Genomic DNA, 21,186 nt, shown 5'->3' on the forward strand with positions numbered 1-21,186 from the left:
AGCCCGTTAGGTTGCCCGTCTTACCAAAGCGGAGACGACCATGCCGACAATCGTGGATATTCAGAACCTGCGCAAATCCTACGCGGGCGGTTTCGAGGCGCTTAAAGGGGTCAACCTACAGATCGAACAGGGCGAGATCCTCGCGCTTTTGGGCTCCAATGGGGCGGGCAAGACGACGTTGATCTCGACCATCTGTGGCATCACCACCGCGACCAGCGGCAAGGTGACTGTGGGTGGCCATGACATTAACGATGATTTCCGCGCCGCGCGCTCGATGATCGGGCTGGTCCCCCAAGAAATTAACCTTGAACCGTTTGAAAAGGTGCTGAACACCGTGCGCTTCTCGCGCGGGTTGTTTGGCCGTCCGGCGGATGAGGCGGTGCTGGAGAAAATCCTGCGGCAACTTTCGCTCTGGGACAAGAAAGACAGCCAAATCCGTGCACTCTCGGGTGGGATGAAGCGGCGCGTGCTCATCGCTAAGGCGTTGGCCCATGACCCGCAGGTGCTTTTCCTCGACGAGCCTACCGCCGGTGTCGACGTGGAACTCCGCAAGGACATGTGGGAGATCGTCGCCGGGCTGAAGGCCTCTGGCGTGACGATCATTCTCACCACACACTACATCGAAGAGGCGGAGGCCATTGCGGACCGCATCGGTGTGATCGCCAAGGGTGAATTGCTGCTGATCGAAGAAAAGAACGCGCTGATGGCGCGGATGGGCAAAAAGCAACTTGAGGTTCAGCTCTCTGAGCCGATCACCGAAGTACCGTTGGCGCTGCAATCGCCCGATGTGGAATTGTCGGCAGACGGGCAGTCCTTGATCTACACCTATGACACCAACGCTGAGCGCACGGGCATCACCAAACTGCTGTCGAAAGTTGCCGAGAGCGGTCTGGTGCTGCGCGATGTGGCGACGCGGCAAAGCAGTCTTGAAGATATTTTCGTCGACCTGCTGAAGGAGGATGCGGCATGAATTGGACCGCGATCAAGGCTATCTACGCCTTTGAAATGGCGCGTTTCTTTCGCACCATCACGCAAAGCATCATCTCGCCGGTGCTATCAACCTCGCTCTACTTCGTTGTCTTCGGCGCGGCCATCGGCAGCCGTATCGAAGAGGTCGAGGGCGTGAGCTATGGCGCCTTCATCGTACCGGGGCTGATCATGCTCAGCGTCATCACCCAGTCGATCTCCAACGCCTCTTTCGGCATCTATTTCCCGAAATTTATCGGCACGGTTTACGAGCTGCTCTCGGCCCCGATCAACTTTTTCGAGATCGTCATCGGCTATGTCGGGGCAGCGGCGACGAAGGCGCTATTTATCGGCACGATCATATTGATCACGGCGTTTTTCTTTGTCGATATTACCATCCAGCATCCCATCGCGATGGTCGCTTTCCTGGTGCTGACCTGCATCAGCTTTGCGCTCATGGGCTTTATCATCGGAATCTGGGCGGGGAATTTTGAGCAGTTGCAACTGGTGCCGCTCTTGATCGTCACACCGCTGGTCTTCCTTGGCGGGTCTTTCTACTCGATCTCGATGCTGCCGCCTGTCTGGCAGGTGATCTCGCATTTCAACCCGGTGGTCTATCTGATCTCAGGCTTCCGTTGGGCGTTTTTCGGCTCTGCCGATGTGCCGATCCTGACCAGCCTTGCGGCAATCGCGCTGTTCACGGCGCTCTGCCTTGGTGTGATTTGGTGGATTTTCCGCACCGGCTGGCGTCTGCGGGCCTGAGGGCCGCGAAACTTGGGCGCCCGCCTTGTTTGCACCGGGTGGGCGTTCTACATGGGAGGAATGAGAATTCGGCTCCCCTTCCTTAAATCCCCGCCCAGCGTTTCGGTAATCCGGCTTTCCGGCATGATCGGATCGCAGGGCCGCGCGGTGTTGAACGACGCCACCATGGGCCCGGTCATCGAAAAGGCCTTTGCCAAGGGCAAGCCTACTGCCGTCGCGCTGGAGATTAACTCTCCCGGTGGCAGCCCGGTGCAATCCTCGTTGATCGGCGCGCGTATTCGGCGGCTGTCTGAAGAAAAGAATATCCCCGTCATCGCTTTTGTCGAAGATGTCGCCGCTTCAGGCGGCTACTGGCTGGCGGCTGCGGCGGATGAGATTTACGCCGACCCAAGCTCGGTCGTGGGCTCTATCGGGGTGATCTCGGCCTCCTTCGGGGTGCATGAGTTCATCCGCGAGCATGGGGTTGAGCGGCGCGTCTATACGGCAGGGCAGAGCAAATCCATGCTCGACCCGTTCCGCCCTGAAAACCCCGAGGATGTCGCCCGGCTGAAAACGTTGTTGGAAGACATCCACGAGAATTTTATCGACCATGTGAAGAGCCGCCGCGCGGGCAAGCTCCCCGAGGGGCAAGACCTCTTTACCGGGGAAATCTGGCTGGCGAAACGCGCCGCCGAGTTGGGCTTGATCGACGGTATCGGCCATCTGAAACCCCTGCTGAAAGAGCGCTTCGGCGACAAGGTCAAACTGCGCCGCTACGGCGTGAAACGCGGGCTGTTGTCGCGCTTTGGCGTGCAGATGGTGCAGGACGCGGTTCAGGGCATAGAGGAACGCGCGGCCTATGCGCGGTTTGGTCTCTAGCCCATGGTTTTTAAGATCGTTCTGCTCTTTCTGGTGGCCATGGGCCTACTGGCTTGGTTTGGAAAAATGCATTGGCTGGGGGGCAAACGCCTGTCCCGGACCAAATGCCGTGACTGCGGACGTTACCGTATTGGCAAGGGCGAATGCGCCTGTAAGGGAGGGCGTTGATGCTGATGCCGTGGCTACTGTCGGGGCTTGGCCTCGTAATCCTGCTGTTCGCGGGGGACGCTTTGGTAAAAGGGGCGGTGAACCTGTCGCTGCGCCTTGGGGTGCCCGCGCTGATCGTCAGTCTGACGATCGTGGCCTTTGGCACCTCGGCGCCGGAACTGCTGATCTCGGTCAAGGCGATCTTGGACGGGGTGCCGGGGCTGGCCCTTGGCAATGTGGTCGGGTCGAACACGGCTAACATCCTGATGGTGCTGGGCATTCCCGCGCTGTTGGCGACGATGCACACCTCTGAATGCCGCACGCGCAAGACCTATAATCAGATGATCGCGGCCTCGCTGCTCTTTATCGCGTTGGCCTTCCGCGGTGTGTTCGACTGGATCTCGGGGCTGATCCTGCTCTCCGGTCTGGCCTATATGCTCTACGACGCCTTCAGCGATGCCAAGGACCACCGCCGCGCCTGCCGCAGCGGGGAGGTTGAAGAGGAGGAAGAGCCCGAAGGCGCCGACCCCGACATGGCGGGCTGGCAGATTGCGCTGTTCCTGATCCTCGGGCTGATCGGCCTGCCCTTGGGCGCGAGCCTTTTGGTGGATAATGCGACGCTCATCGCCCAGACTTACGGTGTCAGCGACACGGTGATCGGCCTGACGCTGGTGGCAGTGGGCACGTCGCTCCCGGAACTGGCGACCACGGTGATGGCCGCGCTGCGCCGTCAGGCGGATGTGGCGCTTGGGAACGTCATTGGTTCGAACATGTTCAACCTGCTGGCAATCATCGGCATCGCAAGCCTTGTCGGCCCGATCTCGGTCGACGAAGCCTTCTTGCGGATCGACCTGTGGGTGATGCTGGGCGCGTCGCTGCTGCTGATCCCCTTCGTCTATCTGGGGCGCGACATCACGCGGCTTTGGGGTGTGGCGCTGAGCGCGCTTTACGGGCTTTACTTGTTAATCATCCTGATCTGAGGAGGGCGGCAGATGCGGCGGGCATTGGTGACCGGAGCCGGGCAACGTCTGGGCCGCGCCATGGCGCTCTACCTCGGGCAGCGGGGCTTTGACGTGGCGGTGCATTACGCCACCTCGCGCGCCGGGGCCGAGGCGACCGCCGCTGAGATCGCTGCGATGGGCCGCCGCGCCGTGGCCCTGCAAACCGACCTTTTGGACGACACCGCAGCCGGGGCGCTCTTGCCCCGCGCGGCAGAGGCGCTTGGCGGGCCGATTACCTGCCTTGTGAACAACGCCTCGATATTCGAGCAGGACGATATCGCGAGCGCCAGCCGTGAAAGCTGGGACCGCCATATGGGCAGCAACCTGCGGGCGCCCTTCGTGTTGACGCAGGCGATGGCGGGGCAGGGGCTGATGCCCAAGGTCGACGCCGGGGGCGAGCCACGCGCGCGCGGTTTGATCGTCAATATGCTGGACCAGCGGGTGCGCAACCTGACGCCGGAATTCACCACCTATACGATCGCCAAGATGGGCCTCTGGGCAATGACGCGCACCACCGCGCAAGCGCTGGCCCCGGCGATCCGGGTCAATGGCATCGGTCCCGGCCCCACGTTACAAGGCCCGCATCAAGATGCCGAAGACTTTGCGGCGCAGCGCCGCGGCACGGTGTTGGGCCGGGGGGCCAATCCTGAGGATATCACGGCGGCACTGGGCTATTTCATCGATTCGCCGAGCGTCACAGGGCAGCTTATCTGCACCGACGGCGGCGAACATTTGCAGTGGGATACAAGCCCTAAAAGCCCCCGAAACTGACGGTCATGCGGGAAGTTTTGCACCTCGTTAAACTATGTAACCAAAGTGTTACCGAAACCCTTTTGTTTTCAGGGGCTTGTTTCATGGTAAACAAAAGAATGAGCGAAATCAATATATTACGGGCGTGCCTAAAAAATAGGCAAATCAGCGAACCATGTTAAAAACAAAGAGAAATCCAAGATGCCCAGAAGTTATCGGCAGAGTTATCCACATGTTTGGTGGACATGTTAAAGCTTGCCCCCATTGCCGTCCTATTGCAGCGAAGCACGAGAATCAGCGCCTGAGATGACCACGCCCAACGACAGCCCTCCGCCGCAAGGCCGCCAAGTGATTCAGGCCTATCTGAAGTCGCTCGATTCCTCGCCGGGCGTCTACCGGATGCTCGATGCGGAGAGCCGCGTGCTCTATGTGGGCAAGGCGCGGAACCTGCGCGCGCGGGTGTCGTCCTATGTGCGGCCCACGGGGCATTCGGGCCGCATTTCGCGAATGATTGCCAATACCGCTTCTATGATGTTTCTGACGACCAAGACAGAGACCGAGGCGCTGCTCTTGGAGCAGAACCTGATCAAGCAGCTCAAGCCCAAGTTCAACGTGCTGCTGCGCGACGACAAAAGCTTTCCCAATATCCTTGTCACTGCCGATCACGACTATCCGCAGATCAAGAAACACCGCGGCGCGAAGAAGGAAAAGGGCAGCTATTATGGCCCCTTCGCCAGCGCGGGCGCGGTGAACAGGACGCTCAACCAGTTGCAGCGGGTCTTCCTCCTGCGGGACTGTTCCAATGCGATGTTCGACAGCCGCACACGGCCCTGTCTGCAACACCAAATCAAGCGCTGCTCGGCCCCCTGCGTCGGCAAGATCTCGGCCGAGGAATACCGCCAAACCGTCCGTGATGCGGAGCGTTTTCTGAGTGGCAAATCGACCGAGATTCAGGGGCGTCTGGCGCAGGATATGGCCGAGGCATCTGAAGCGATGGAGTTTGAACGCGCCGCCGCTCTGCGCGACCGGATTAAGGCGCTGACGCAGGTGCAAACGGCCCAAGGCATCAACCCGCAGGGGGTGAACGAGGCCGACATCATCGCGCTGCATATGGAGGGCGGTCAGGCCTGTGTGCAGGTCTTTTTCATCCGTGCCAACCAGAACTGGGGCAACCGGGATTACTACCCCCGCGTCGGGGCCGATGTGGATGCCGCCGAGGTGCTGGAGGCCTTCATTGGCCAGTTCTACGACACCCGTGAGCCGCCGCGGCAGCTGATCCTGAGCAATGAGATCGAAAACCCCGATCTGATGGCCGAAGCGCTGAGCGGGAAGATTGGCCGCAAGGTGGAACTGTTGGTCCCGCAGCGGGGCGAGAAGGCCGAACTGGTCGACGGTGCCCTGCGCAACGCACGCGAAAGCCTCGCCCGCAAGATGGCCGAGACGGCGACCCAGACCAAGCTGCTACAGGGGCTGGCCGATGCCTTTGATCTGCCAAAACCGCCCGATCGCATCGAGGTTTACGACAACTCGCACATCCAAGGCACCAATGCGGTGGGCGCGATGATTGTCGCAGGGCCCGAAGGGATGATGAAAAACCAGTACCGCAAGTTCAACATCCGCGGCGATGACCTGACCCCCGGTGATGACTTTGGCATGATGAAAGAGGTGCTGCACCGCCGGTTTAAGCGCCTGATCAAAGAAGACCCGGACCGCAGCCGTGGGCTTTGGCCCGATCTGTTGCTGATCGACGGGGGGGCCGGGCAGGTGAGTGCCGTGGCCTCGATTATGGCGCAGCATGGGGTGCAGGACATTCCGATGGTCGGCGTTGCCAAGGGCATTGATCGGGATGCGGGCAAGGAAGAGTTCCACCGTGTCGGCAAGCGTGTCATGGCGCTGCGGCACAATGATCCGGTGCTGTATTTCGTGCAGAGGCTGCGTGACGAGGCGCACCGTTTCGCCATCGGCACTCACCGGGCAAAACGCGCCAAGGGGGTCAGCGCCACGCCGCTCGACGATGTGCCGGGCGTTGGCGCCGCGCGCAAGCGGGCGCTTTTGGCGCATTTCGGCTCGGCCAAGGCGGTGGGCCGCGCGAACCTCAGCGATCTTAAGGCCGTCGAAGGGGTGTCGGATGCGCTGGCAGAAACGATCTATGGCTACTTCCATGAGAAGGGTTAGGTACGTGCCCGCCGAAGGGCAGGCCGCTGGCGCGGTTTCGTCCTTTCAGCCGCCAACGCCGCGCGATAGGATAACGTCATGAAATGGAATTTGCCCAATATCCTGACCCTGCTCAGGCTGGTCGCGGCCCCCGGTGTGGCGGTCATGTTTCTCTATTTTACGCGGCCCTATGCCGACTGGTTCGCCTTGGTGCTCTTCGTAAGCGCGGCGGTGACGGATTGGTTTGACGGCTATCTTGCCCGCGCTTGGGGGCAAGAGACGAAACTGGGCGCCATGCTCGACCCGATTGCCGATAAGGCGATGGTCGTGATCGCGCTGATGGTAATCGTGGCCTTCTCCAGTTGGTCGCCATGGCTGGTGCTGCCCGCCACGCTGATCCTGTTTCGAGAAGTCTTTGTCTCGGGCCTGCGCGAATATCTGGGCGACGTTGCCGGCACCTTGAAGGTCACCCAACTGGCCAAGTGGAAGACGACCCTGCAGATGATCGCCATCGCCGTGCTGTTCTCGCAAGGGGTGTTCGAGCATTACCTTGGGATGAGCGTTTTCGGCATGGACCAGCAGATGATCGAAGCGATCCTTGATGGCGAGGTCGAAGATACTCTGGGGCTGGGTTGGAAGCTTGCCGGGATGGAATGGGCGGGCCTATTGGGGCTGGTCCTGCTGTGGATCGCAGCGGTGCTGACCGCCATCACCGGCTTTGACTACCTGCGCAAGGCGCTGCCACATCTGAAGGAGCCGATCTAATGGATATCCTCTATTTTGCATGGGTTCGCGAACGGATCGGCCTGCCGCGTGAGCGGGTCGAAAGCACCGCCGCGACCGTGGCTGAACTGGTCGAAGAATTACGTGGCCGAGAGGAGCGTTACGAGATGGCGTTCTCAGACCTCTCCGCACTGCGTGTGGCCGTGGATCAGGAGTTGACCGATTTCGACGCGTCGCTCCAAGGCGCGCGCGAAGTGGCCTTTTTCCCACCGATGACCGGGGGCTGACCCATGCGCGTTTTGGTTCAGGAAGCGCCCTTTGATCTGGCCGAGGAAACTGCACGTTTCGCGAAGGGCGAGGGGGGCAGCGGTGCGATTGTGACCTTCACGGGTGTCGTGCGCGACAACGATGCAGGCACGCTGAGCGCGATGGAGATCGAACATTACCCCGGCATGACCGAAAAGGCGCTGCGCGAGATTGCGCAGCAGGCCGTTGCGCGGTTCGATCTGCAGGATGCGCTGGTAATCCACCGCTACGGACGGCTGGTGCCGGGTGAGCAGATCATGATGGTCGCCAGCGCCGCGCGGCACCGCCGTAGCGCCTTTGAGGCGGCGGAGTTTCTTATGGACTACCTCAAATCCCGCGCGCCATTCTGGAAGCGCGAGATCACGGCTGAGGGTGAGGCGTGGGTTGCCGCGAAAGACGAAGATGAGGCCGCGTTAAACCGCTGGTGAGCCTCTGCTTCAGGCGAAGCGTCCGCCTTTTTCGATGACTTCGATCTGATAGCCGTCGGGGTCCGCCACAAAGAAGAACTTCGCGACAGTCTCTCCGGCAGGGCGAAAATCGACGATGTCACGTGGGGCGGCGCCGGCTTTGATCGCGGTATGGCGGACGGCTTCGAGATCTTCGACCACAAAGGCCAGATGGCCATAGCCGTCGCCCAGATCATAGGGCGTGTCGCGGTCCTTGTTGACCGTCAGTTCCAGCTCAAAATCGCCCGCGGCGTCACGCAGGTAGATCAGGGTGAAACCGTCGAAATCCAAACGGTCCGCAATCTTCAGCCCGAAAACGTCTTCGTAGAATTTCACCGATGCCGGCTCATTAAAGACGCGGATCATGGAATGGGCGAGTTTGGCCATGGGAGCCTCCGGTAGGGCGTGTGGTTAGGCTTTCTGACGCTCGATATAGGCGCGCATCTCTTCGGCCTCGTGGCGGGCGTCGCGCAGGCCGTCCATCGCGGCGCGCAGCTCTGCCTCAGTCTGGGCAAGCTGGTTGGTCAGTTCGGCTTCGCGCTGTTGCAGATAGGTGATCGCCTGATCGCGGGTCTCCTCGGCCTCGTGCAGCTCTTGGCTCATCCGGTCAAGCTGGGCCACATCATCGGCGGCCACACGGGTGAAGCGGTTCAGCAGCCAGTTGGCGAACCATCCCATGCAGAAGGCCACGAAAAGAATGATGGCTGTTGCCAGGACAAACTCAGTTCTGCTCATCACCGCTGCCTTCTTCGGTTTCGTCGGATTCCCCGATCTCTTCTGCCGTGGTATCGCCCGTTTCTTCAGCAGATTCCAGCGCTGTTTCGTCTTCGGGCGTCTCAGCCTCGGGTTGGATCAGGCGGAATTCGATGCGGCGGTTGGCTTCGCGGCCATCCTCGGTCTTGTTGTCGGCGATGGGGTTTTCTTCGCCGTAGCCCTTGGCAAGGAAGGACGATGTCAGCACCCGGCGGGCGCGCAATTCGTTCAGAACCGATTCCGCGCGGCTTTGCGACAGCGACAGGTTCATAGATTCGCGGCCTTGGCTGTCGGTGTAGCCCTGAATTTCCAGCGGGATGTCACCGCAGCGTTTCAGCACCTCGGCGATGTCATCCATCGTGCCCAGAGCGGCCGAGTCGATCGTGGCGCTGCCCGGCTCGAAAGTAATCTTGCCGATTTTCAGGATTTCGCGAATCTCGGCTTCGCATTCTTCAGGTGTGGGCAGACCCGCGATGGGGTCGAGCTTTTCTTGATAGGTGATGTCGATGCTGTAATCCGCACCTTCGCCCAGCTTGTCGGCCAAGAGTGAGGCAACGGTGGTGTTCGCATCCTTGTTGCCGGTGTTGCCCATCACCTCAAGCCGGTCGGGCGTGACGTTGACAGAGCCGTTGGCGAGCGAGGCCATGGCCTCCAGCCCGGTCAGGACGCGGGTGGCCCAATCGTCGGGCAGGGTCTCGTCCAGACGTGCGGCGGTATAGACATTGGCCGATCCGAAATGCGATTTTGCATAGCTGTCCGCCAGATCGCGCAGCCCCTCTGTCGAGAGCCGTCCGCGCAGTTGCACCTGCCCCTCGGGCGAGAGGGTGGCGGTGAATTCGGGCGGGCCTGCTTCGGGGTCTTCGACTTTTGGCAGTTTCGCGGTCAGGGCGAAAACATCCGGCAGGGCGTTTTCCAACTCACCCACAACGCGGTCGAAGGTGTTGGACTCGGTGCCGGGTGCGGCCAGTAAGGTGATGTCAGCATCCGCGAAAGAAATGGCGCCTTGGCCCACGCGGCTCAGCGCTTCGATGGCCAGCGCCACAGCGCGGCCCCAGTTCGGGCTGGGCACACCCAGACCGATGGTGCAATCGGCATTTTCTGGCGCGCCGGCGGCGATGCCCGCTTTCACGATGCGGTTGGCGGCGGCTTCGGTATCGGCAGAGCAAGCATCGAAACGCGCGCCTTCGGCGTCGATCTCAAAGCGCAGGGTAAAGGGGGTGATCACCGGGCGGGGTGCTGCAATGTCGAGCCGCAGCCGCAGGCTGGGCGGGGCCGCACGCTGCAGTTTACGCTCCATCTGCGCCTTGGCGGCGGCGCTGTCGGCGATGGCGGTTATCGTCACGCGGCCCGCATCGACGGAAGCTTTGGCGCGGGGCAGGTCCGCCATGGCGCGCACGGCAAAATTCAATGCGTCTTCCCAGCCCTCGGGGGCCGGATAGTCTGCGGATTCCAGCAGGTCGGTCACCGTGGCGTCACCCGCCATGTCGCCAAAAGCGTCGATCACGGCGTCACGGTCGGTGCTGGTGGGGATCAGGCCAATGATCGAAATGCCCGCATCATTGCGCAGCACCTCGGCAGAGAAGCGCGGCGGGGCGATGCCGGATTGGGCCTCGACCTCCATTTCGTCGATCACGCGGGCGGCGTCGACCACGGTGCCTGCGGTCGACAGGGCGCGGAAACGCACGGCCTCGGTCGGGGCGATCCCGGCGAGAGTGACTTGCAGACCATCGGCCTGCACCTCGGCCCATGTCATGCCCTGATCGTCCAGCGCGTCACGCACGCCGATTTCGGAAGTATCCTCGATCAACTGCACCGAAAAGCTTGCCGCCACGAGAGAGACCACCCCTGCGGCTGCAAAGGTCAGGGCGATCATGAAAATGGCGGAGAGGCGCATGGGCGGCCTTCTGGTTGTTAAGCTCAAGACTTGATACGCGCGTCCAGCCGGGGGTGCAATCAGGCCAGAAGACTTGCTGCGAAAAACAACAGCGGGATCATGCCGGTATCGCGGTTGGCGCGAAAGAGCTGCAAGAGCTTGGCGTTGTCTTTGGTGTCCAGCCCGCGCAATTGCCACGCCATATGCCATCCCATGGCCCAAGGCCCGCCAAGCGCAATCGCCAGCGCCAGCACCGAAGCACCTGGCAGACCGGCATAGATCACGGCGATCCCCATCAAACCGACAGTCGCCATGAGAAAACGCCGCAGCCATTTGCCCGAATTCTCTCCAAAGAGCCGGGCGGTGGATTTGACCCCGATCAGCGCGTCATCTTCGGCATCCTGATGGGCATAGATCGTGTCATAGAACAGTGTCCAAGCGATTCCGGCGAGGTAGAGCACCACGGCGGGCGCGTGCAGCGTGCCCGCATGCGCCGTCCAAGCCAGCATCGCGCCCCAGTTAAAGGCGAGCCCCAAAAAGACCTGCGGCCACCATGTGAATCGCTTGGCGAAGGGATAGACCGCCACCGGCAGCAGCGCCAGCACGCCCATGGCGATGGCCGCTTGGTTAAAGGAAAGCAGGATCAGCAGCGCCAGCAGCATTTGCCCCACCATCCACGCCAACGCCTGTTTCACCGTGACCGATCCCGAAGGGATCGGCCGCGACCGGGTGCGCGCGACCTTGCCGTCGATGTTGCGGTCGGTGATGTCGTTCCACGTACAGCCCGCCCCACGCATCAGGAAGGCGCCGATGGCGCAGCCCGCGAAAATCCACAGATCCTCCCACCGGGGTGCCTGATCGAAAAGGATCGCAAGGCTCAGCCCCCACCAGCAGGGCAGCAGCAACAGCCATGTGCCAATGGGCCGATCCGCGCGGCTCAGCCGCAGGTAGGGGCGCAGTCCGGCAGGGGCGTAACGGTCAACCCAATTGTCGGTCACAGCATCGGCAACTGGCGCTTCGGGCGTAGCATCTGGCGAAGGCGGCTGGTTGTGCATATATCTGGCCCCATGAATGCGAAAATCAGATTGTATGTAGATCAGCCCTTGGGGCAGGGGCAAACGGTTCCTTTGGCGCGCGAGCAAGCGCATTACCTCTTTGGGGTGATGCGGCTGTCGGTCGGGGCCGGGGTGCTTTTGTTCAACGGGCGTGATGGCGAATGGCTGGCCGAAGTGGCCGAGGCGGGCAAGCGCGGCGGGGTTCTGACCTGCGTCGAGCAGACCCGCCCCTTGCAGATGCCCCCCGATTTGTGGCTGCTCTTTGCCCCGATCAAAAAGACACGCACCGACTTTATTGTCGAAAAAGCCGCCGAGATGGGCGCCTCGCGCATTGTCCCTGTGATGACTGAATTTACCAACGCAGGCCGCGTGCAACAAACCCGCCTTCAGGCCCATGCGGTCGAGGCGGCAGAGCAATGCGGTGGCACCTATGTGCCCGAGGTCGCCGAGGCGGTGAAGCTAGGGCGGCTGCTGGATCAATGGGACAGCAACCGTCAGATCATGTTCTGCGATGAGGCTTTGGCTGGCGAGAGCGGCGCGCTTCCCACGGGCGCAGGCGGGCCATGGGCAATCCTCATCGGCCCCGAAGGTGGGTTCTCTGAGGCTGAGCGCAAGCGGCTGCACGGGTTTGATCATGCCTACGCTGTCACGCTGGGGCCGCGCATCCTGCGGGCCGATACGGCGGCGGTGGCGGCGATGACCATGTGGCAGCAGGCTTTGGGAGACTGGTGATGCAAAGGGTGGCCCGATGAGTTTTCTGCGCCAAGGCGCGCGCGACCAGCTTTGGCGCTGGCGTGAGGCGATTGTGGGCGGCGGGCTGATGCTCTTCGGACTTTGGCTGGTGGCTGGGCCGGGCTTTTTGCTGGCGGTGCCGGGTTATGCAGCGCTGGCGGGCGGCGCGGCGCTGATTTGGCTCGGCGTACAACGCGCACGTTTTCGCGATGAAGGTGACGGGGCGGGGGCGGTGCAGGTGGTCGAAGGGCAGATCACCTACTTTGGGCCGCTCACTGGTGGCACGGTTTCTCTGCGCGAATTGCAGCGGCTGAGCCTTGATCGGCAGATGTTTCCCGCCCATTGGCGGCTTGAACCCCACGACAACGAAGAGCCCTTGTTAATCCCCGTAAATGCCGCAGGTTCCGAAGCGTTGTTTGATGCTTTCGCGGCTTTGCCAGGGTTGCGCACCGAGCGGATGCTCTTTGAGTTGCGCAAGACCCGGCATGACGCCGTTGTGATCTGGGAGCGCGCGCCGCTGCGCCCGGCGCATGTCTTGCTGCATTGACAGCCCCGGCAAATCCGCCCATCCCTGCTAAACACGACGACAAGTCGTTACCTTAGAAGACACCCAAGACGACCCTTCAAAACGGAGCCCTCGCAAATGTCCATCCCTCAATCCGGCGGCGGCCCGATCGAACATCATGACCAAATGGCGCAGTATCTGGCCGACGGCTGCAAGCCAAAAGAAGATTGGCGCATCGGCACAGAGCACGAGAAATTCGGCTATTGCACCGATACCCATAAGCCGCTGCCATATGAGGGCGACCGCTCGATCCGGGTGATGCTGGAAGGGCTGCGTGACCGTCATGGCTGGGCGCCGGTCGAAGAGGGTGGCAAGCTTATCGGGCTGGAAAAAGAGGGTGCGAACATCAGCCTTGAGCCGGGCGGGCAGTTGGAACTGTCGGGCGCGCCGGTCGAAACCATCCATGAAACTTGCGATGAGGTGAACACCCACCTGCGCGAGGTCAAAGACGTGGCCGATGAGATCGGCGTGGGCTTCATCGGTCTGGGCGCAGCACCCGAATGGTCGCATGAGCAGATGGATTTGATGCCCAAGGGCCGCTACAAGTTGATGGACGGCTATATGCAAAAGGTCGGCACCATGGGCACCACCATGATGCGCCGCACCTGCACCGTTCAGGTCAATCTCGATTTCGCGAGTGAGGCTGACATGGTGCAAAAGATGCGCGTCGCCGTGGCCATGCAGCCCATCGCCAACGCGCTTTTTGCCAATTCACCCTTCCTTGATGGCAAGCCCAACGGCGTGAAATCCACTCGCGGGTTGGTGTGGCGCAATCTGGATGATGCCCGTACCGGGATGGTGCCTTTCGTCTTTGATGAGGGTTTTGGGTTTGAGGCTTGGGTGCAATATGCGCTCGATGTGCCGATGTATTTTGTCTACCGCGATGGCAAATATATCGACGCGCTTGGCCAGTCCTTCCGCGATTTCCTGAAAGGCGAGCTGCCTGCGCTGCCCGGCGAGAAGCCGACGCTGAGCGATTGGGCCGATCATCTGACCACGCTGTTCCCCGAGGCGCGGGTGAAGAAATTCATCGAAATGCGTGGTGCCGATGGCGGCCCGTGGCGGCGTCTTTGCGCCCTTCCGGCCTTCTGGGTCGGGCTAATGTATGACCAGTCCGCGTTGGATGGCGCTTGGGATTTGGTTAAGGATTGGGACGCCGACACCCGAGAAGAGCTGCGTATCGCGGCTTCGACCCACGGCCTTCAGGCCGAGGTTGGCGGGCTCAAGATGCATGATCTGGCCCGCGAGGCGGTGGCCCTGTCAGAGACCGGTTTGAAAGCCCGCGCCCGTCCCGGCGCCGGTGGGTTGGTCCCGGACGAGACGCATTTCCTCAACGCCCTGCGCGACAGCATCGAGACGGGCCGCGTGCCTGCGGATGATCTGCTGGCGGATTATCATGGGCCATGGAACGGCGATCTGAGCCGTATCTACGCCGAATATTCCTACTGAAACATGAATTGACTGATGCCGCCTTCGGGCGGTGTCAGCCTTTCTGACCGATCCGCGATTCCGTACCGCTTCGAATGCGGCGGATGTTGTCGCGGTGCCGCCAAAAGATCAGCAGCGTCAGGGCGATGCCCAAAAGCAGCATTTCCCCATAGCCGAGGAACACCAGCAAAAAGGTTGAGCTTGCCGCCGCCGCCAGCGCCGACAGGGACGAGATGCGCGAGACTGCCGCCGTAATTAGCCAGACCGCACAGCAGGCCAGCCCGACAGGCCATGCCAGCGCCAGCATAAGGCCCAAAAAGGTCGCCACACCTTTGCCGCCCCGAAAGCCAAGCCAGACCGGATAGCAATGGCCAATCATCGCGCCGAGCGCCGCCGCCTGCGCGGCATCTTCGCCCGCGAAGGCACGGGCCAGCAGCACCGCCACGGCCCCCTTGGCCCCGTCCAGCAACAGCGTCAGCGCCGCGGCCTTTTTATTGCCGGTGCGCAGCACATTGGTCGCGCCGATGTTGCCCGACCCGATATCGCGCAGGTTGCCCAGCCCCATCAGCCGCGCCAGCAGCATGCCAAAGGCGATAGAGCCGATGACGTAGCCCGCCAGCGCCCAAAACAGGATCATTTCAATAGAAGTGTCGATAGGGGGCATCAATTCGCCTCGTAAACGCAGGAGCCTGCTACATAAGTTGCCACGACCTTACCCTGCATCCGCATCCCGTCAAAGGGCGTGTTTCTGGATTTTGACCGCAGCGTCGCGCGGTCCAGAACGAAGGGGGCGTCGGGGTTGAACAGAACCATATCCGCAGGTGCACCCACCGCGATCCGCCCACCGGGCAGGCCGAGCCGTTTGGCCGGGTTCAGCGACAGCGCGCGCCAGAGCGTCGGCAGGTCCATCATCTCGGCATGGACCAGTCGCAGGGCGGCGGGCAGCAGCGTTTCCAGCCCAACCGCGCCGCTGGCGGCTTCCTCAAACGGCAGGCGTTTGCTTTCTTCGTCCTGCGGGGTGTGCATAGAACAGATGATATCGATCAAGCCGCTTGCGACGGCCTCCACCACGGCGATGCGATCTTCTTCGTCCCGCAGCGGCGGTTTCACCTTAAAGAAGGTCCGATAATCCGCCACGTCGAGCGCGTTGAGCGTGAGATGGTGGATGCCCACGCCTGCAGTGATGTCGAGCCCGTTGCGCTTGGCGCGTTCCAGCGCGGGCAGGGCGCGGGCGGTGGTGATCTGGTCTGCGTGATAGCGCGCGCCGGTCATCTCGATCAGGGCGATATCGCGGTCCAGCCCCATGCGTTCGGCCATGGGCGACACCGCAGGCAGGCCGCGAAGGGAGGCGAACTTGCCGGAGGTGACAGCAGCGCCCTTGCTTAGCCCCGGATCCTGCGGGTGCGCGATGACCAGTGCACCAAGGCTGCGCGCATAGGTCAGCGCGCGGGAGAAGACCTTGGTATCGGTCACCACGCGGTCGCAATCGGTGAAGGCGGCGGCTCCGGCGTCCATCAGAAAACCGATCTCGGTCATCTCGCGGCCTTCGCGGCCTTTGGTCAGCGCGGCCATGGGGACCACATTCACCGGTGCCGCCTCATTGGCGCGGCGGGTGACGAATTCGAGTGTTTCGGGGCTGTCGATGGCCGGATCGGTGTCGGGGCGCGTGACCATCGTGGTCACCCCGCCCGCTGCCGCCGCCAACCCGGCAGAACGGTAGCTTTCCTTGTGCCGCTCGCCCGGTTCGCAAACTTTCACGCCAATATCGACGATGCCGGGGGCGAGGATATGGCCGCTGCAATCCATCACCTCCGCGCCGTCGGGCGCTGTGGCGTCACCGGCCAAAACCTCGGCAATCACCCCGTTGCGGACCAAAACCGCGGCAGGCTCAAGCGTGCCCGCCAGAGGGTCAAGAAGGCACAGGTTGGTGAAGAACTGGGTCATGGGCGGGCCTTTGATGCGATAGCGGATGCGCCGCTGTCATGCCCCAAATCGCCCCCCAGACCAAGCGGTTTTCGTGGTTTTCTCAGGCAGGTGCCGCCCTTAACCGCCGATCCAAATCATCATTCCGACCACGCCAAAGGCCACCAGAAGGGCGATCATGGCGATACGGCCGGACATCTTGGGATCGTGTTCAGGTTCTTGCATGGGCCAGATGTAACCCGCCAGCACCAAGGGTGCCAGCGGTTTTCGCCTTAGGCTAGCAGCCACCAAATGATCAGCAGGATCAGCGCGACAATGGCCACAATCATCATCGTCTTGCCGCCACCGCCCTTTGCAGGCTCAGCCGGAGTGACCCGGGGGATGCCAGTGTAGGGCTGTGCGGCTTCGGCTTCCATCGCTTGCACGGGCGTGTCGGGGCCGCCTTCGGTATAGGTCCCGATATGGGTCAGCGCCGGGATCGGAGCCAGTTGCAGCGACTGCCCGGCGAAAGCGCGGGAGTAGACGATCATCACCCAGCCATCGAGCGCGGCAAGCTTGCTGCGGTCCGTCTCGATTTGGTTGGGGTTCACGCCATTGCCGTCGCGCAGATAGCCCGCAAGCCCCAGTTGATCGAGGTCGGCAACCCGGAAGACTTCTGTATAGGCGGCGTCGATCCGCTCAACCCCGAGGGCGGCGGCCTGAGCGGTCTCATCATCACGCATGGCCCGCGCCTCGTCATCCGAGAGCGAGAGGGTATAGACCCGGACCTTGCCGGCTTCTTGCGGGGCAACTTCTGTATGGGGCATGACGGCTTCCTTTGACTGTTCAAAGGAAAACGCTGCGCGGCCCATTGGAGTTCCGCTCAGGCCGCGCCGGGCTGGGCGGCGATGTGGTTGCGCGCCAGCAGGTCCATTGCGGCCATGCGCACGGCGACGCCCATCTCTACCTGATCTTGGATCACCGAGCGATTGATGTCATCGGCCAGCGTGCCGTCAATCTCAACGCCGCGGTTCATCGGGCCGGGGTGCATGACGATGGCGTCGGGGCTGGCGTGGGCGAGCTTTTCGGCGTCCAGCCCATAGCGGTGATAATACTCGCGCTCGGACGGGATAAACCCGCCGTCCATCCGCTCTTTCTGAAGGCGTAGCATCATCACCACATCGACGCCTTCGAGGCCCTTTTTCATATCGTCAAAGACTTCGACGCCGAATTGGTCGATTTGGGCAGGCATCAACGTTGGCGGGCCGACAAGGCGGATGCGGTTCTCCATCTTGCCAAGCAGCAGGATGTTCGACCGCGCAACGCGGCTGTGCGCGATGTCACCGCAGATCGCGATGCTGAGGCGGTGCAGCCGCCCCTTGGCACGGCGGATCGTCAGCGCATCGAGCAGCGCCTGCGTGGGGTGCTCATGCCGCCCGTCGCCTGCGTTGAGTACGGCGCAGTTCACCTTCTGCGCCAGCAGATCCACCGCGCCTGACTGCGGGTGGCGCACCACCAACAGATCGGGGTGCATCGCGTTCAGCGTCATCGCAGTGTCGATCAGCGTCTCACCCTTTTTGATCGAGCTGGCCTGCATCGCCATGTTCATCACATCCGCGCCAAGGCGTTTGCCCGCGATCTCGAAACTCGCCTGCGTGCGGGTGGAGTTTTCAAAGAACATATTGATCTGTGTCAGCCCGCGCAGCGCGTCGGAATGCTTGTTCGGCTGGCGGTTGCGGTCGGCATAGGTGTCGGCCAAATCCAGCAGGGTGGTGATGTCGGACTGCGAGAGCTGTTCGATGCCAAGCAGGTGGCGATGGGCGAATGACATGGTGGCGATCCCTTCTGCTGTTGCCGCCTTATAGGCGCGGGCGGCTTGGCAGGTAAAGCGCAGCGATAGGGCATTTCGCCCCCCGCCGACAGGGCGTAAGCTGCGGCCATGGAATCATTCGATTATCATCAGGCGGCAGAGATGCTGGCGTGGCAGGTCGAGCTTGGCGCGACCGAGGCGATTTGCGACGCGCCGGTCAACCGCTATGAGGTGCCCGCAAGCCCGCCCAAAGTCAGTGCCAAGATCGGCAAGGGCCCCCAGCCTTTGCAGGCGTCGGAAACGCCCGACCCCGTCGCCTTGGCCCGCCGCGCCGCGCGGAGCGCGCAGACCTTGGAAGAGTTGCGCGCCGCGGTCCAAGGGTTCGAACATTGCGAGCTTCACAAGGGCGCGCGCAATCTGGTCTTTGCCGATGGGGTGCCGGGCGCGCCTTTGATGATCTTTGGCGAATCCCCCGACCGCGACGAAGACCGCGCGGGCAAGCCGTTTGTCGGCCGTACAGGCCAGATGCTTGACCGCATGTTGGCCGCGATTGACATGGGGCGGGACCGCAATGTCTATCTGTCGAATATCCTGCCGTGGCGCACGCCGCAGGGGCGCGACCCGAAACCGGATGAGATTGCGATGATGCGCCCCTTTGTGCAGCGTCATATCGAATTGGCCAAGCCCAAGGTGCTGGTGCTCTTTGGCAATTGGTCCTGCCAATCGTTGCTGGAAAAACGCAGCATCATGCGGTTGCGGGGCAATTGGACAAAGGCCCTCGATCTCTCTTGCATGCCGATGGTCCATCCCGGCTATCTTCTGCGCAACCCCGAGGCCAAGCGTGAGGCTTGGGCCGATCTGCTCAGCGTTCAGGCGAAATTGCGCGATGGTTGATGCGCTGACCCTTCTGGCTTTCGTACCCGCCGCCTTGGCGCTGAACCTGACACCGGGGGCGGATATGATGTTCTGCCTTGGGCAGGGGCTGCGTTCGGGCCCGCGTGCCGCGTTGGCGGCGAGCGCGGGGATCTCGGCAGGCGTGCTGGTGCATGTGGCCTTGGCCGGGTTGGGGCTGGGCGCGGTTGTCGCCGCGCTGCCTTGGGCGCTGGACATAATCCGCTGGCTCGGCGTGGCCTATCTGCTCTGGCTTGCGGTGCAAACGCTGCGACAGGCTGGAAAGCCGCGGGATACGACGCCCGGCATGGGCGGCTGGCGCGCTTTCAACACCGGTTTCGCCGTCAATCTGACGAACCCTAAGGTGATCCTTTTCGTGCTGGCCTTTCTGCCGCAATTCGTTGTCCCAGAGGCTGGGCCGGTCTTGGCGCAGTTCCTGACCTTCGGCGCGGTGCTGGCCTTGGGCGGTTTCGTCATCAACGGCGCGGTTGGTGTTTTCGCTGCTGGAATTGGGCGGCGGCTGGCCGGGGGCGGGCGTGTGCTCGGCTGGATCAGCAGCGGCATCTTCGTGGCACTGGCCGCGCGTTTGGCAATGATGGAGCGGACATGAGCAGGATCGACGACAGCCGGGAGTTCATCCCCGTGAGAATTGCCGTGCTGACCGTCTCGGACAGCCGCAGCTTGGCCGAGGATCGCTCGGGCGACGTTTTGGTCGCGCGGATTGAAGCGGCGGGCCATGTGCTGGCGGCGCGCGAAATCGTGACCGACGACCGCCCCGCCATCGCGGCGCAACTGCGCGACTGGTGCGCGGACCCTGAGATCGACGTGGTGATCAGCACCGGCGGCACCGGGCTTACGGGGCGCGACGTGACCGTCGAGGCGCACCGCGATGTCTATGAGAAAGAGATCGATGTTTTCGGCACAGTTTTCACCATAATCTCAATGGAAAAAATCGGCACCAGCGCCGTGCAAAGCCGTGCGACGGGCGGGGTGGCGCAGGGGACGTATTTGTTCGCGCTGCCCGGCAGCCCGGGGGCGTGTAAGGACGCGTGGGATGGTATCTTGCTCAAGCAGCTGGACTACCGCCACATGCCCTGCAATTTCGTTGAGATCATGCCCCGGCTGGACGAGCATCAGCGCCGCAAGTAGCGCCGTGGCTTAGCCAGAGGTGCAGCCCGTGATCTCGACACTGTGATCCTGCCCGATGACGGTGATCCGAATGGCGGAGCGGTCCAATGCCAGCGCCGTGCCGTTCTCGGCGATCATCTCTCCGCTGGCGACAAGCGTATTGCCCGACCGCTGGCTGTCCATCTCGCTCATCCACATGTTGGGGTTGCCGGGCTCAATCACCACGGTCTCCTTACCCCCGGCAGAGGGCAGGGCGAGCCGGGTTTCGATCGCCAGTCCCCGCGCGGTGGGGCGCAGGCTGCATTGGGCGCTTTTCAGGCCAGCCTCGGCCCCGGAATAAGGGCGCGCCGCAAAGGCGGCGGCGATGGCCGGGGTGGGCTTGCTGTCGTTGGTATCAAGCACAGCACGAAGGTGAATCGTCTGCGGCAGGCAGATGTCACTGCACACGCCAAGGTCGATGCTGGTGTCCAAGGTCACCGGGGCACCGGGGCTGCGCGGGGTGATGGTCAGCGGTAGGATCACTTCGCGCGCATAACCGATGGAGTTCACACCACCTTGGTCAAAGACCTTGGGCGCGGGCCATGTGATCTGCACGTCGCGCAGGTTGTCCGAGCCGGACCAGTCGAACTCCGGCGGAATGCCAGCGTCACCGGGGCTGCGCCAATAGGTCTTCCACCCCGGTGCCATGCGCAGCCGGATCGCCGCCACCCGCCGCCCGTCAGACTGTTGCCAACCAGTGAGCAGATCACCCTGCAACGGCGTGCCGACACCGTCCTGTGCGGCGGCGGGCAGGGCAAGGGCGAGACAGGACAGAAGGGCGGAGAAGAGGCGTGATATATACATGCGGCCTTGATGCGGTATCCATCCGCGCCTGCCAAGTCACATTTGCATCATCCATGTTTCGCCGATGCGGGCAGGTGCACGGCAGCTCTCTTG

At 62.3% G+C, this 21,186-nt stretch carries 24 protein-coding genes; 15 read left to right on the forward strand and 9 right to left on the reverse strand.

The window, feature by feature from the left end; genetic code table 11:
- Positions 1-40: 40 nt before the first annotated feature.
- The 9 genes from J3456_RS00505 to J3456_RS00545 all read left to right on the forward strand — a co-directional run bounded on the left by J3456_RS00505 (position 41) and on the right by J3456_RS00545 (position 8,095).
- Positions 41-970 carry an ABC transporter ATP-binding protein gene (locus J3456_RS00505; protein WP_349578442.1) on the forward strand — a complete coding sequence of 310 codons (930 nt, stop codon included), beginning with the start codon at positions 41-43 and terminating at the stop codon, positions 968-970.
- Positions 967-1,728, forward strand: coding sequence for an ABC transporter permease (locus J3456_RS00510; protein WP_342852236.1), 762 nt, complete (start codon positions 967-969; stop codon positions 1,726-1,728). Before J3456_RS00505 ends, J3456_RS00510 begins: the two co-directional genes overlap by 4 nt.
- Before the next feature lie 60 nt (positions 1,729-1,788).
- On the forward strand, positions 1,789-2,586 hold the full coding sequence (locus J3456_RS00515) for a S49 family peptidase (protein WP_349578443.1): 798 nt from the start codon (positions 1,789-1,791) through the stop codon (positions 2,584-2,586).
- A gap of 167 nt (positions 2,587-2,753) precedes the next feature.
- Positions 2,754-3,713 (forward strand): calcium/sodium antiporter, encoded by a 960-nt coding sequence (locus J3456_RS00520; protein ID WP_349578444.1) that lies wholly within the window; start codon positions 2,754-2,756, stop codon positions 3,711-3,713.
- A 12-nt stretch (positions 3,714-3,725) separates the two neighbouring features.
- The gene (locus tag J3456_RS00525; protein WP_349578445.1) at positions 3,726-4,505 is read left to right on the forward strand and encodes an SDR family oxidoreductase; all 780 of its coding nucleotides are present in this window, start codon (positions 3,726-3,728) and stop codon (positions 4,503-4,505) included.
- Positions 4,506-4,790: 285 nt separating this feature from the next.
- The gene (gene uvrC / locus J3456_RS00530) at positions 4,791-6,659 is read left to right on the forward strand and encodes an excinuclease ABC subunit UvrC (protein WP_349578446.1); all 1,869 of its coding nucleotides are present in this window, start codon (positions 4,791-4,793) and stop codon (positions 6,657-6,659) included.
- A gap of 78 nt (positions 6,660-6,737) precedes the next feature.
- Positions 6,738-7,403: a CDP-diacylglycerol--glycerol-3-phosphate 3-phosphatidyltransferase gene (gene pgsA / locus J3456_RS00535; protein ID WP_349578447.1), complete on the forward strand. Its 666-nt coding sequence runs from the start codon at positions 6,738-6,740 to the stop codon at positions 7,401-7,403.
- Positions 7,403-7,648, forward strand: a complete 246-nt coding sequence (gene moaD, locus J3456_RS00540) for a molybdopterin converting factor subunit 1 (RefSeq protein ID WP_349578448.1) — start codon at positions 7,403-7,405, stop codon at positions 7,646-7,648. The genes pgsA and moaD overlap by 1 nt, the downstream gene beginning before the upstream one ends.
- Before the next feature lie 3 nt (positions 7,649-7,651).
- Positions 7,652-8,095, forward strand: a complete 444-nt coding sequence (locus J3456_RS00545; protein WP_349578449.1) for a molybdenum cofactor biosynthesis protein MoaE — start codon at positions 7,652-7,654, stop codon at positions 8,093-8,095.
- A 9-nt stretch (positions 8,096-8,104) separates the two neighbouring features.
- Here J3456_RS00545 and J3456_RS00550 read toward each other — a convergent pair whose 3' ends face one another.
- The 4 genes from J3456_RS00550 to ubiA are packed head-to-tail and all read right to left on the reverse strand — an operon-like array spanning position 8,105 to position 11,794.
- The gene (locus J3456_RS00550; protein ID WP_349578451.1) at positions 8,105-8,500 is read right to left on the reverse strand and encodes a VOC family protein; all 396 of its coding nucleotides are present in this window, start codon (positions 8,498-8,500) and stop codon (positions 8,105-8,107) included.
- Positions 8,501-8,524: 24 nt separating this feature from the next.
- Positions 8,525-8,848 carry a hypothetical protein gene (locus tag J3456_RS00555; protein WP_007118939.1) on the reverse strand — a complete coding sequence of 108 codons (324 nt, stop codon included), beginning with the start codon at positions 8,846-8,848 and terminating at the stop codon, positions 8,525-8,527.
- Entirely contained in the window at positions 8,835-10,760 is a 1,926-nt protein-coding gene (locus J3456_RS00560; protein WP_349578452.1) for an OmpA family protein, read from the reverse strand. Before J3456_RS00560 ends, J3456_RS00555 begins: the two co-directional genes overlap by 14 nt.
- 59 nt (positions 10,761-10,819) lie before the next feature.
- Complete coding sequence (gene ubiA, locus J3456_RS00565) at positions 10,820-11,794, reverse strand: 4-hydroxybenzoate octaprenyltransferase (protein ID WP_349578453.1); 975 nt, start codon at positions 11,792-11,794, stop codon at positions 10,820-10,822.
- Positions 11,795-11,806: 12 nt separating this feature from the next.
- Between ubiA and J3456_RS00570 the strand changes: the two genes are divergently transcribed.
- The 3 genes from J3456_RS00570 to J3456_RS00580 all read left to right on the forward strand — a co-directional run bounded on the left by J3456_RS00570 (position 11,807) and on the right by J3456_RS00580 (position 14,540).
- The gene (locus J3456_RS00570; RefSeq protein WP_349579117.1) at positions 11,807-12,526 is read left to right on the forward strand and encodes a 16S rRNA (uracil(1498)-N(3))-methyltransferase; all 720 of its coding nucleotides are present in this window, start codon (positions 11,807-11,809) and stop codon (positions 12,524-12,526) included.
- 16 nt (positions 12,527-12,542) lie between these two features.
- Positions 12,543-13,073, forward strand: a complete 531-nt coding sequence (locus J3456_RS00575; protein ID WP_349578454.1) for a hypothetical protein — start codon at positions 12,543-12,545, stop codon at positions 13,071-13,073.
- 96 nt (positions 13,074-13,169) lie between these two features.
- Positions 13,170-14,540 carry a glutamate--cysteine ligase gene (locus J3456_RS00580; protein WP_349578455.1) on the forward strand — a complete coding sequence of 457 codons (1,371 nt, stop codon included), beginning with the start codon at positions 13,170-13,172 and terminating at the stop codon, positions 14,538-14,540.
- A gap of 34 nt (positions 14,541-14,574) precedes the next feature.
- Here the strand turns inward: J3456_RS00580 and plsY are convergent, their stop codons facing one another.
- The 4 genes from plsY to J3456_RS00600 form a co-directional block, all read right to left on the reverse strand.
- Entirely contained in the window at positions 14,575-15,183 is a 609-nt protein-coding gene (plsY, locus tag J3456_RS00585) for a glycerol-3-phosphate 1-O-acyltransferase PlsY (protein ID WP_132444247.1), read from the reverse strand.
- The gene (pyrC, locus tag J3456_RS00590; RefSeq protein ID WP_349578456.1) at positions 15,183-16,463 is read right to left on the reverse strand and encodes a dihydroorotase; all 1,281 of its coding nucleotides are present in this window, start codon (positions 16,461-16,463) and stop codon (positions 15,183-15,185) included. Before pyrC ends, plsY begins: the two co-directional genes overlap by 1 nt.
- 251 nt (positions 16,464-16,714) lie before the next feature.
- The gene (locus J3456_RS00595; protein WP_349578457.1) at positions 16,715-17,248 is read right to left on the reverse strand and encodes a hypothetical protein; all 534 of its coding nucleotides are present in this window, start codon (positions 17,246-17,248) and stop codon (positions 16,715-16,717) included.
- 56 nt (positions 17,249-17,304) lie between these two features.
- Positions 17,305-18,252 (reverse strand): aspartate carbamoyltransferase catalytic subunit, encoded by a 948-nt coding sequence (locus J3456_RS00600; protein ID WP_007118949.1) that lies wholly within the window; start codon positions 18,250-18,252, stop codon positions 17,305-17,307.
- A 108-nt stretch (positions 18,253-18,360) separates the two neighbouring features.
- On the opposite strand from J3456_RS00600, the gene J3456_RS00605 reads away from it, so the two are divergent.
- Genes J3456_RS00605 through moaB form a run of 3 tightly spaced genes read left to right on the forward strand, consistent with a single transcriptional unit; the run spans position 18,361 to position 20,271 of the window.
- Positions 18,361-19,125, forward strand: a complete 765-nt coding sequence (locus J3456_RS00605) for a uracil-DNA glycosylase (RefSeq protein ID WP_349578458.1) — start codon at positions 18,361-18,363, stop codon at positions 19,123-19,125.
- On the forward strand, positions 19,118-19,732 hold the full coding sequence (locus tag J3456_RS00610; protein WP_349578460.1) for a LysE family translocator: 615 nt from the start codon (positions 19,118-19,120) through the stop codon (positions 19,730-19,732). The genes J3456_RS00605 and J3456_RS00610 overlap by 8 nt, the downstream gene beginning before the upstream one ends.
- Positions 19,729-20,271 (forward strand): molybdenum cofactor biosynthesis protein B, encoded by a 543-nt coding sequence (moaB, locus tag J3456_RS00615; RefSeq protein ID WP_349578461.1) that lies wholly within the window; start codon positions 19,729-19,731, stop codon positions 20,269-20,271. The genes J3456_RS00610 and moaB overlap by 4 nt, the downstream gene beginning before the upstream one ends.
- 9 nt (positions 20,272-20,280) lie before the next feature.
- On the opposite strand, the gene J3456_RS00620 is transcribed toward moaB, so the two are convergent.
- A complete protein-coding gene (locus tag J3456_RS00620; protein WP_349578462.1) occupies positions 20,281-21,093 on the reverse strand; it encodes a protein-disulfide reductase DsbD domain-containing protein in 813 nt (270 codons plus the stop codon).
- Positions 21,094-21,186 lie beyond the last annotated feature (93 nt).

The sequence above is a fragment of the Sulfitobacter sp. NFXS29 genome, from assembly GCF_040148765.1.
Taxonomy (GTDB): domain Bacteria; phylum Pseudomonadota; class Alphaproteobacteria; order Rhodobacterales; family Rhodobacteraceae; genus Sulfitobacter.